The organism is uncultured Algoriphagus sp., from assembly GCF_963974365.1.
In the GTDB taxonomy this organism is placed as follows: domain Bacteria; phylum Bacteroidota; class Bacteroidia; order Cytophagales; family Cyclobacteriaceae; genus Algoriphagus.
Genome location: NZ_CAXBBX010000021.1, coordinates 62,999 through 74,124, shown reverse-complemented (window position 1 = coordinate 74,124; position 11,126 = coordinate 62,999). Strand labels below are relative to the sequence as shown.

9 protein-coding genes are annotated in these 11,126 nt (G+C 41.5%); 5 read left to right on the top strand and 4 right to left on the bottom strand.

Annotated elements, in window-relative coordinates:
• Positions 1-84: 84 nt before the first annotated feature.
• The 3 genes from infB to AACZ87_RS21465 form a co-directional block, all read right to left on the bottom strand.
• Positions 85-2,982 carry a translation initiation factor IF-2 gene (gene infB, locus AACZ87_RS21475; RefSeq protein ID WP_339870132.1) on the bottom strand — a complete coding sequence of 966 codons (2,898 nt, stop codon included), beginning with the start codon at positions 2,980-2,982 and terminating at the stop codon, positions 85-87.
• Between the two features lie 62 nt (positions 2,983-3,044).
• Entirely contained in the window at positions 3,045-4,289 is a 1,245-nt protein-coding gene (gene nusA / locus AACZ87_RS21470) for a transcription termination factor NusA (RefSeq protein WP_339870131.1), read from the bottom strand.
• A gap of 5 nt (positions 4,290-4,294) precedes the next feature.
• Entirely contained in the window at positions 4,295-4,771 is a 477-nt protein-coding gene (locus AACZ87_RS21465; protein WP_339870130.1) for a ribosome maturation factor RimP, read from the bottom strand.
• 318 nt (positions 4,772-5,089) lie between these two features.
• On the opposite strand from AACZ87_RS21465, the gene AACZ87_RS21460 reads away from it, so the two are divergent.
• From AACZ87_RS21460 to rodA, 5 genes are read left to right on the top strand one after another with little or no spacing between them, the layout of a single operon-like run.
• Complete coding sequence (locus AACZ87_RS21460) at positions 5,090-6,118, top strand: rod shape-determining protein (RefSeq protein WP_091695686.1); 1,029 nt, start codon at positions 5,090-5,092, stop codon at positions 6,116-6,118.
• A gap of 7 nt (positions 6,119-6,125) precedes the next feature.
• Positions 6,126-6,962 carry a rod shape-determining protein MreC gene (gene mreC, locus AACZ87_RS21455; RefSeq protein ID WP_339870129.1) on the top strand — a complete coding sequence of 279 codons (837 nt, stop codon included), beginning with the start codon at positions 6,126-6,128 and terminating at the stop codon, positions 6,960-6,962.
• Positions 6,952-7,473 carry a rod shape-determining protein MreD gene (locus AACZ87_RS21450; RefSeq protein ID WP_339870128.1) on the top strand — a complete coding sequence of 174 codons (522 nt, stop codon included), beginning with the start codon at positions 6,952-6,954 and terminating at the stop codon, positions 7,471-7,473. The genes mreC and AACZ87_RS21450 overlap by 11 nt, the downstream gene beginning before the upstream one ends.
• Positions 7,473-9,275 carry a penicillin-binding protein 2 gene (mrdA, locus tag AACZ87_RS21445; protein ID WP_339870127.1) on the top strand — a complete coding sequence of 601 codons (1,803 nt, stop codon included), beginning with the start codon at positions 7,473-7,475 and terminating at the stop codon, positions 9,273-9,275. Before AACZ87_RS21450 ends, mrdA begins: the two co-directional genes overlap by 1 nt.
• Positions 9,275-10,549 carry a rod shape-determining protein RodA gene (gene rodA / locus AACZ87_RS21440; RefSeq protein WP_339870126.1) on the top strand — a complete coding sequence of 425 codons (1,275 nt, stop codon included), beginning with the start codon at positions 9,275-9,277 and terminating at the stop codon, positions 10,547-10,549. Before mrdA ends, rodA begins: the two co-directional genes overlap by 1 nt.
• Here the strand turns inward: rodA and AACZ87_RS21435 are convergent.
• Positions 10,546-11,121: an HD domain-containing protein gene (locus tag AACZ87_RS21435; RefSeq protein WP_339870125.1), complete on the bottom strand. Its 576-nt coding sequence runs from the start codon at positions 11,119-11,121 to the stop codon at positions 10,546-10,548. The two genes, rodA and AACZ87_RS21435, sit on opposite strands and share 4 nt — an antisense overlap.
• Positions 11,122-11,126 lie beyond the last annotated feature (5 nt).

Here is an 11,126-nt window from a genome sequence, read left to right as displayed (position 1 = left end):
GCCGAAAAATTATAGAATAACTTTTCTACACTTACACACTTAATGGGATACTACCTCCTTTCCTTTCATTATATCTAAGCGAAATTATTTTTTACGCTTGATTTCTTTCATCTCGTAGCCTTCGATTGTGTCATCAATCTCAATATTATTGAAACCTTTGATCGAAATACCACATTCGTAACCAGCTTTTACTTCAGCCACATCGTCTTTGAATCTCTTCAATTGATCGATCTCGCCTTCGTGAATCACAATACCGTCTCTGATGACACGGATCTTGTTCTTTCTTGTAATGAAACCATCTGTCACGTAAGAACCTGCAACAGTACCTACTTTAGTGATTTTGAATACTTCACGAACCTGGATGTTACCAGTGATCACTTCTTCAAATTCTGGCTCAAGCATACCCTCGATAGCATCTTTGATCTGATTGATCGCATCGTAGATGATAGAGTAATGTCTGATTTCGATCTCTTCCTGTTCAGCCAATTTCTTAGCATTGGAAGATGGTCTTACCTGGAAACCAAGGATAATCGCATCAGATGCAGAAGCAAGCAATACATCAGATTCTGAGATCTGACCCACACCTTTGTGGATAATACTTACTTTCACTTCATCTTTAGAAAGTTTCAATAGTGAATCAGAAAGTGCTTCTACTGATCCATCCACGTCACCTTTGATGATGATATTCAGTTCTTTAAATGATCCGATTGCCAAACGACGACCGATCTCATCCAACGTAATATGTTTCTTAGTTCTTAAGCTTTGCTCTCTCTGGATCTGCTCTCTTGAGTTAGCAATATCTCTTGCTTCACGTTCTGTATCGTAAACTTTGATGATATCACCCGCTTGTGGTGCTCCACCTAGACCTAGTACCTGAACTGGAGTAGATGGTCCAGCTTCTTTCAGCTTCTTGCCTTTGTGATCAAACATCGCTTTAACACGACCGTGATGCTGACCTGCTAGAATAATATCCCCGATTCTCAAGGTCCCGGCCTGAACCATAATAGTAGATACGTATCCACGTCCTTTATCCAAGGATGCTTCAATCACTGTACCTGCTGCATTTTTATCAGGATTAGCAGTAAGCTCCAATACTTCAGATTCAAGGAGAACTTTCTCCAGCAAATCATCAATACCTTCACCTGTCTTAGCAGATATATCTTGAGATTGGTATTTACCACCCCATTCCTCTATTAATAGATTCATGTTTGCCAGCTCTTCTTTGATCTTGGCAGGGTTAGCATTTGGTCTATCAATTTTGTTGATCGCAAAGATCATCGGTACCCCAGCAACTTGTGCGTGGTTGATAGCTTCCTTAGTCTGAGGCATGATGCTGTCATCAGCCGCAATAACGATAATCGCAACATCGGTGATTTTCGCACCACGCGCTCTCATCGCTGTAAATGCTTCGTGACCTGGAGTATCAAGGAATGCAATTTTATGACCTGTCTTTGTCATCACATCATAAGCTCCAATGTGCTGCGTAATTCCTCCTGCCTCATCTGCAGTCACTTTGGACATACGGATGTAATCAAGCAAGGAAGTCTTACCGTGATCAACGTGACCCATGATGGTTACGATCGGAGCTCTTTCTACCAATTCTTCTGGTGTATCTTCCTCTTCTACTTCGATTTCATCTTCGATAGATTTGGTAAATTCTACCTCATATCCAAATTCGTCAGCAATAATTGTGATTGCTTCTGCATCCAATCGTTGATTGATAGAAACAAACATCCCTAAGGACATACAAGCGGAGATAATCTGATTAACAGACAAATCCATCAATGCTGCCAAGTCATTTGCAGAAATAAATTCGGTCACCTTTAAGATTTTTACCTCATCAGTTTCGAAATCTACGTCTCTTTCTCTTTCAGCTTTCTTATCTCTACGGCTCTTACCTTTTCCTCCTCCGGTACTTTTGCCTTGAAGTCTAGCAAGTGTCTGCTTGATTTGATCTTGGATCTCTTTTTGAGTAGGTTCTGCTTTCTGTGCTCTCACTGGAGCTCCACCTCTTTGCTGACCACCACGGTTTCCACCCTGAGGTCTGTTTCCAGGACCTCCTCCAGGACGATTACCTTGACCTGGCCCTCCTGGTTTGTCAATACGCTTACGAGGTCGCTTCTTATCTCTTCCTCTTTCGTCAGAAGAAGCAACTGGACCACCTTTTTTCTTAGGGCGATCTGCTGGAAGTTCTATTTTACCAAGTACTGTAAGTCCTTTAAGGGAATCTGCTTTTGCAGAAATCACCTGATCCTTAGCTGGTGGAACTACAGGTGTACTAGGCGTAGGTTGCTGTGGAGCTGGCTTAGGCTGTTCCTTTTTCACCTGAGGTGAAGCTGGTGGCACATTAGGCTTCTTAGCTTCTTGAGCTGGTCTAGGCTGCGGCTTACCTTGCTGAGCAGGGTGCGGCTTTCTAGGCTCTCCATGCTTTTGACCATGCTTATTCTGACCGTGCTGTTGCTTATGCTTAGGCACAGAAGAAGTATTTTTACTTAGGTCGATTTTACCCAAAACTTTAATTCCTTCTAGTTTTGGTGCTTCGGTATTTACCTTCTCTGGATCGGCAGGTGGAGAAGGGGTAGATGATGGCGTTGGCTTTGGCTCTTCCGCTGGTTTTGGAGCAGGGGTAGGCTGTGGCGCAGGCGCAGCTGGCTTTGGCTCTTCGGCCGCTTTTGGAGCTGGCGCGGGAGTCGGTGCAGGAGCTGGTGTCGCTGCCTGTTTTGGCTCCTCTTTTGGAGTTTCAGGCTCTATAGATATAGGCTCATGGCGCTTCCCTATAGAGAGGTGCGATGCCTCCTCTTTATCTAGGGCAGAAGATTTGAATTCCTTATTCAACATCTCAACTTGACTCATGTTGATTTTGGAATTCGGATTATTCTCCACCTCATAGCCCTTTTTAGCCAAAGACTCAACTATGGTTGCCGTACCAACGTTGAGTTTTCTGGCTATTTGGCCTAAACGCATCATTTTTTCTTCTGACATAAGCAAAAACTTCTTTCGAAATCTTAAATAATTAGGGTATTACACGGGGATTTTTTCCCGATTTATTGATCAAATTCTTGTCCGAGAATCCTGAATATCTCGTCAACAGTCTCTTCTTCAAGTTCTGTTCTTCGAGTCAGGTCCTCTTTGGTCAAGCTCAATACGCTTTTCGCAGTATCTAAGCCTGTTTTCTTTAATTCGTCGATAATCCAGCTGTCGATTTCATCAACAAACTCCATCAAATCAACGTCTTCTTCTTCGTGCTCATTCAACTCACGGAATACATCGATCTCATAACCAATCAATCTACTCGCAAGTTTGATATTGTATCCACCTTTACCGATAGCAAGTGATACTTGATCTGGCTTAAGGAATACTGATATTCTCTTAGTTTCTTCATTTGCAGTGATCGATGAAACCTTAGCTGGACTCAATGCGCGAGTCACATATAAATCTAAGTTTTCTGTGAAATTGATCACATCAATATTTTCATTCTGCAATTCTCTTACCACAGCGTGAATTCTTGATCCTTTCATTCCCACACAAGCTCCCACTGGATCAATACGATCATCGTAAGATTCCACTGCAACTTTTGCTCTTTCACCTGGCTCTCTTACAATTTTGATGATTGTAATCAACCCATCATATACTTCCGGTACTTCATTTTCAAACAAGCGCTCCAAGAAAACCGGAGAAGTTCTTGAAAGAATAATCTTAGGATTACCGTTAGACATATCCACTCTATGGACGATTGCCTTCACTGTATCTCCCTTTCTAAAGCGATCTTTAGAAATTTGTTCTGCTTTAGGCAGAATCAATTCGTTGCCTTCACCATCCATCAACAGGATTTCTCTTCCTAAGATCTGGTAAACTTCAGCACTTACAATTTCGCCTACTAGCTCTTCATACTTACTATAAAGAATATCTTTTTCAAGGTCTTTGATTCGTTGGATCAATGTCTGACGGGCCATTTGTACAGCACGTCTTCCAAAGTCTTCCAATTCAATTTTCTCGTAAACCTCTTCTCCTATTTCAAAATCCGGTTCGATTTTACGGGCTTCCGTAAAGCTGATTTTATCTAAATCCCAAATATCCTCAGAATTGTCGTCGACAATTTCGCGGATACGGAATATCTCAAGGTCACCTTGATCAGCGTTAATGGTCACATCGAAGTTTTCATCAGTTTCAAACTTCTTGCGAATCATCGCTCTGAACACATCTTCCAAGATACGGATCATCGTAGGGCGATCCACATTTTTAGATCTCGCAAATTCAGCGAAGGATTCTATTAAGACTTTGGCATCCATTTTATTTATTTAAAAGATACTTGTACAATTGATTTCTTCATGTCTTCAAAAGGAAGGATAATCTCTTCCTCTGTGGCTTTTTTGCCCTTTTCCTTTTTCTTTTTCACCAGAAGCTTTACTCCGGTTTCTGATACTTCAAGTAGTTTGCCTTGAATTTCTTCTCCTGAAGTCAAAGAAATTTTCAGCTCCCTGTTGATGTTTTTCTCAAATTGTCTGCGACTACTCAAAGGAAAATCTAGCCCTGGGGAAGAAACCTCCAGAATATAAGCCTCAGGCATCATATCTTTTGCCTCCAGCTCTTCCGAAACCGCCCTGCTTAGCTTAGCGCAAGCCTGGATAGTAACACCCTCATCAGCGTCCAGAAGGATATTGAGAAGCATTTTGCCTGATTTCTCAGACATTTTCACTTCTACAATGAAATGATTCTCATCTGGAAGATGCTTCTCTACAATCTCTTCGATAGCTTGTTTCAATTCAGTCATAGTATGCATAATGAAAGAGGGGACCATATGGTGTCCCCTCCAGAAACTTTCGAATACGACGCAAAGGTAAAATAATTTTGCAGTAAAAACAATGAGGCTGCTAAATCAAGAGATAGAGTTATTTAGGATTTTTTTCAAGAAAAAAACTTGAACAAACTAAAGCCCACTTTGAATCATTTGATTTTGTTGCCAAAAAATATCCCGATTCTATCAAATTTGTCCCATTAAGATAATAATTTTGCCGACCCCCGTTTAATATGAGTGCTTAGCATAGTATATTAAACTCTCAACTCCAGTAAATAAATTCAATACCTAAAAATGGGATTATTTGACTTTTTCTCTAGTGATATTGCAATTGACCTCGGTACCGCAAATACCCTGATCATTCATAAAGATAAAATTGTAGTAGACGAACCTTCTATCATTGCCATCGATAAGACTACCAATCGCGTATTGGCAGTAGGTCGAGAAGCTATGAACATGCATGAGAAAACGCATGAAAATATTAAAACTATCCGTCCATTAAAAGATGGGGTAATTGCCGATTTCTACGCCGCAGAGCAAATGATCAGAGGTTTGATCAAAATGATTCCCGGTCAGAAGAAAGGCTTATTCCCTCAATCTCACAGAATGGTGATCTGTATTCCTTCTGGAATCACAGAAGTAGAAAAAAGGGCTGTTCGTGACTCAGCAGAGCATGCTGGTGCCAAAGAAGTGTATATGATTTTCGAACCGATCGCTGCCGCAATTGGTATTGGAATCGACATAGAGAAGCCTATGGGATCCATGATCGTGGATATCGGAGGCGGTACCACGGAGATCGCATTGATCGCTCTTTCTGGGATTGTAGCTGATCAATCTATCCGTGTAGCCGGTGATACGTTCACCAAAGATATTCTAGACTACATGCGCCGTCAGCACAACTTGCTAATAGGTGAACGATCTGCTGAAAAAGTGAAAATTGCCATCGGATCAGCTTTGACCGAATTGGACGAACCACCTGAAGATTACGAGATCAGAGGTCGTGACTTGATGACAGGTATTCCTAAGGTGATTAAAGTTTCTTATTCAGAAATTGCATTCTCTCTTGATAAATCTGTTTCGAAAATCGAAGAAGCAGTATTGAAAGCATTGGAGATTTCACCACCGGAACTTTCTGCAGATATCTATGACAATGGAATTCACCTTACGGGAGGTGGAGCATTGCTGAAAGGTCTTGACAAAAGGCTGCATCAGAAAACAAAACTTCCTATCCACATTGCAGAAGATCCACTTAGAGCTGTAGTGAGAGGAACAGGCACCGCCTTGAAAAACGTACAGAATTTCCGAACAGTATTGATGACTTAAACCCCGAATGCTACGCATCCTTCAATTCCTTTATAGTCTAAGGTCTTTTCTCTTATTTGTTTTGCTTGAAGTATTGGCGATCAGTCTAATTGTCTCCAATAATTCACCTCAGGGTGCAGCTTTCTTCAATAGTTCTAACGCGTTAACCGGATCTGTACTCAAGACCCGCTCAGACGTTGTGGATTTCTTTTCCCTTGCCGAAGCAAATGACGCGCTTCTAAGTGAAAACGCCAGATTACTTGAGCAACTTAAATCAGTCAATTCTATTCCTGACAGTGCTAAAATCCAATTAGATTCTCTATTGGAAGCCCAGTTCGATTTTAAAGGTGCGAGGATCATTAGTAATTCCTTGCGTTTTGCCCAGAATCATATTACGCTCAACAAAGGTTCCAAGGATGGTGTAAAACCAGGAATGGGGGTTTTTAATGAGCAAGGGGTAGTTGGTCGAGTCAAAACTGTGAATGAGAACTTTTCTGTAGTGATCTCCTTGCTGAACACTGAAATGAATCTCTCCTCAAAAATTAAAAGTACTGGAGATTTCGGGACTACAAAATGGGATGGAAAAGACTCTGGCAAATCTAAGCTTCTCTATATTCCTAGACATGTAAATGCTAGCCAAGGGGACACGATTGTTACCAATGGATACAGCGCAGTATTTCCTGAAGGAATCCTGGTCGGCATAATAGAAAGTGTAAATCAAGGTGCCGATCCAAACTACTTGGATATTGTGATAAATCTTAGTGTAGATTTTAGTAGGGCTCATTATGTCTACCTGGTAGAAAACACCCAGCTAGCCGAACTTGATACACTTACTAAGCAAGCAGAAATAGAAAATGAATTTTAGAAATCTGATCACTTACATCTTCCTGGTGATTTGTCTCTGTTTGGTGCAGATTCTACTGCTAAAAAACCTGGCACTATTTGGTGTGGCCTTCTGCTTCATTTACCTACTTGCCATTTTGAGCTTTCCAATTAACATGCGGAGCTTTCCCTTAATCTTAATCAGCTTCGGGCTCGGCTTGCTTATTGATGTGTTTTATGACACCCTAGGTCTTCATGCAGCAGCAGCTACACTGTTAGCTTTTTTAAGAACTTACTGGCTCAAGGCAATCAGTCCAAATGGTGGCTACGATGACGCTAACAACCCCACCCTTCCTGAAATGGGAATCGGATGGTACATCAGTTACTCATTACCTTTAGTTTTTGCCTTTTCACTGATGTTTTTTATTGCTGATCAATGGGGAACCGGAGGTTTATTTGGCGTACTAAACAAAAGCCTTTTCTCCTCGATATTCACAGTCATTTTGGCTATAATTGTACAACTACTGTTCTTCAAACGCAGGAGAGGAATCTAATGAACGATCAAAGACCCGTTGTAATAGTCATCTTCGTATTCTTAGTTGGTTTGGTGCTTTTGACTAAGCTTTTCATGATACAAGTGATGGACGACAGCTTTCTGAAAAGAGCTGAACGAAATGCCATCCAGCGCGTGGTAGATCACCCCTACCGTGGATTGGTGTACGATCGCAATGGGAAACTGCTCGTGTACAACAATCCAATTTTTGATTTGATGATTGTGCCTAAGGAATTCCAGGTAAAAGACACAACACGTTTCCTCGAACTATTTGGCATATCCAAAGAACAGTTAATAGAGTCGTATCAAGCTGCGCGAAAATATTCCTCTGTCAAGCCATCTACTTTTATCAAACAGATTTCAACTAATGAATTTGCCCGGATTCAGGATTTTCTAATTGATTATCCTGGGCTATTCATCATGACAAGATCTGTGCGCTCATATCCTGAACCAGTCGCTTCTCATGCACTAGGATACATCGGAGAGATCAGCGGCAGGCAACTTGAGCGTGACAGTTCAGGCTATTATGTACAAGGAGATTATGTAGGTTTGAGTGGAATGGAGCGGTTCTACGAGGATGACTTGCGCGGCAAAAAAGGAGTGAAATACAAAATGGTCAACGTGCGTGGCGTGGACAAAGGCCCGTTCAAAGACGGAGAATACGACACGGCTTCCGTAGCAGGTCATAACATTAACTCATCCATAGACATGGAGCTCCAGAAATATGGAGAAAAGTTAATGATGGGAAAAACTGGTTCTGTGGTAGCAATAGAGCCAAAGACGGGAGAAATCCTTTCTATGATATCTGCTCCTTTTTATGATCCAAATACACTCACGGGTTCAGAGTTTGGTAAGAGTTACACTGCATTGAATAAGTTGGAAACAAAGCCACTATTCAATCGGCCAATCATGGCGACTTATCCTCCAGGATCAATATTCAAGATTGTTCAAAGTCTAATTGGGTTACAAGAGGGTATTTTGACTCCCGAAACAACTTTTGCATGTAACAAATCCTTGGTGGCCTGTCACAACCATCCTTCACCTGTCAATCTTTTCGGAGCAATCAGAAACTCCTGCAATCCCTATTATCATCAGGCATTCCGTCAAATCATCAATCAGGAAGTTTCAAGTAATACCTATAAAGACACCGAAATCGGCCTTGATGCTTGGCGTGAACGCGTACTTAAATTTGGACTTGGCGGGACTTTAGGAATAGATATGCCCAACGAAAAAGGTGGAGATGTACCGTCCAGTAAATATTATGACCATTTCTACGGCAATGGCAGATGGAAATATTCTACTATTTATTCTCTTTCAATAGGTCAAGGTGAGTTGCTAGTAACACCTATTCAAATGGCAAATTTGGCAGCGATCTTTGCTAACAAAGGCTATTACTACACCCCACATTTGATCCGAGCTATCGACGGAGACAACAGTCAAATTCCTCAAGAATACCTTACAAAGCATGAAGTAGGTGTAGATTCCTACCACTTCGATATGGTTCAGGATGCGATGGTTCAGGCGCTTTATGGTACAGCTACCCGTGCGATCATGAAAGATATTCAGATCGCAGGAAAAACTGGTACTGCTCAAAATCCACATGGAGAAGATCACTCAGTATTCATTGCTTTTGCTCCGAAGGAAAACCCTCAGATCGCTATCGCTGTGTATGTGGAAAACGCTGGATGGGGAGGTAGAGCTGCAGCCAGTACAGCTTCTCTTATGATCGAAAAATACCTCAAAGACAGTATCTCCAGACCGGCACTTGAAGAATATGTAATAGCTGGAAATTTCATTTACTAATGCGCGAAACAGATATCAACATAAATCGGGTGGACTGGATCACCGTTATGATCTATTTCGCATTAGTGATGATAGGCTGGTTCAATATCTACGCCGCTGTTTATGATGGGCAAGTTGACAAAAGCATCTTTGATACTTCAATCAACTCCGGTATTCAACTTGTCTGGATAGGTACAGCAATCGCTATCATCATTGTGATCATGGCGGCAGATTACCGTCTGTTCGAAAATCTCGCTATACCGATTTACTTATTTTTTCTTGTGCTTTTGCTGCTCACCCCTTTTTTGGGAAAAGCAGTAAATGGGCAAGTACTCTCTATTGGTGTGGGCTCTTTTAGAATCCAGGCAGGTGAATTTGCCAAGTTTGCTACGGCTTTGGCTCTTGCCAAGTTCATGGAAAGACCCACATTTGATCTTACTAAAACAAACTATCAACTGCGGGCATTTGCAGTCCTTTTGGTCCCTGTTATATTGATTATACTTCAGCCAGATACAGGAACGGCAATGGTTTATTTCTCCATGCTGATCATGTTTTATCGGGAAGGGCTACCGCAAAAATATTATGTTCTAGGAATAGGCTTGATTGCTTTGGTATTACTGGCTCTTGGGATTGAGAACAACCTTTATCTAGCCGGAGCTATTGTGGTGATCGTGGTCATTTTGATCCTAATGGGCAAAAAGACACCGCAACAGATTATTGCCTTTAGTGTTATTGGAGTTGTTTTGATCGCATTCACTTATAGTCTCGATTTTGTAGTTTCCAAACTCCCGGAACACCAGCAAAACAGGATAATGGTGCTCTTCAATCCTGACCTCGACCCACTCGGGGTAGGCTGGAATGTCACCCAATCAAAAATAGCAATCGGCTCCGGTGGACTTGCCGGAAAAGGATATTTGCAAGGAACACAAACAAAATTCGATTTTGTCCCAGAGCAACATACAGATTTCATTTTCTGTACGCTGGGAGAGGAATTTGGATGGCTGGGTAGCTTCGTCGTGATTTCTTTATTCGTCACGTTGCTAACCAGATTAGTGCTGATGGCGGAACGCCAAAAGAATAGATTTAGCAGGATCTATGGCTATTGTGTGATATCGATTTTGTCATTCCACTTCATGATTAATATTGCAATGACCATTGGACTGTTCCCTGTGGTAGGGATTCCGTTGCCATTCTTTAGTTATGGTGGTTCTTCACTCTGGTCGTTCACCATCCTACTTTTCATTTTTATCAAAATGGATAGTTCCAGAGCACTTCAGCTAGGAAGAATGGGTTAAGAGTCAAGCAGTTTGTTTAGCCAGATTTGCTTCTGCGGCTCTCTATTTTTGATTGCAAAAGGCGTATGGTAACGATGAGCCTTCAAAAAATTAATTTGTAAATCCTTCCACTGTTGGGCGGTAGAAATCACATTCATATTCTTCAGTTCCTCAAAAAGTTTCTGACTGATTTCCGGATAATCCAACCTACCTAAGTAATCCAAGTCTGCATCACAAATGATACGTTGCAGGTAGTCTTGAGGATTTTGCGGGATTTTTGTTGCCATCACCAATCCCTTCACCTTGTCAATTGTCTTTTGACTTACTCCTAGGTTTTTCATAATAACCTCAGCCATGCCAGCGCCCACCTCTTCATGATTGGTAGACCCCTTAAGAAATCCCATATCATGCACAATAGCACCTGTTCTTAGTAAGTATCTTTCTTCTATTGGCAGTTTTTCTCTCTTAATATACTGATTGCAGACCTTGAGCACATCGAGGGTATGGTCGAGTGCATGATAGGTCAGAGACTTAGGTAAATTGGCCTCAAGATTGGATAAAACTTGTTTTCGAAGAATATGATATCCTTGCATGGGAT

Excerpts from the sequence above, each read along its gene's own strand:
- mreC (WP_339870129.1), top strand. The coding sequence starts at position 6,126 with ATGCTACGCATCCTTCAATTCCTTTATAGTCTAAGGTCTTTTCTCTTA.
- infB (WP_339870132.1), bottom strand. The coding sequence starts at position 2,982 with ATGTCAGAAGAAAAAATGATGCGTTTAGGCCAAATAGCCAGAAAACTC.
- rodA (WP_339870126.1), top strand. The coding sequence starts at position 9,275 with ATGCGCGAAACAGATATCAACATAAATCGGGTGGACTGGATCACCGTT.
- AACZ87_RS21450 (WP_339870128.1), top strand. The coding sequence starts at position 6,952 with ATGAATTTTAGAAATCTGATCACTTACATCTTCCTGGTGATTTGTCTC.
- AACZ87_RS21465 (WP_339870130.1), bottom strand. The coding sequence starts at position 4,771 with ATGACTGAATTGAAACAAGCTATCGAAGAGATTGTAGAGAAGCATCTT.
- AACZ87_RS21460 (WP_091695686.1), top strand. The coding sequence starts at position 5,090 with ATGGGATTATTTGACTTTTTCTCTAGTGATATTGCAATTGACCTCGGT.
- AACZ87_RS21435 (WP_339870125.1), bottom strand. The coding sequence starts at position 11,121 with ATGCAAGGATATCATATTCTTCGAAAACAAGTTTTATCCAATCTTGAG.
- mrdA (WP_339870127.1), top strand. The coding sequence starts at position 7,473 with ATGAACGATCAAAGACCCGTTGTAATAGTCATCTTCGTATTCTTAGTT.
- nusA (WP_339870131.1), bottom strand. The coding sequence starts at position 4,289 with ATGGATGCCAAAGTCTTAATAGAATCCTTCGCTGAATTTGCGAGATCT.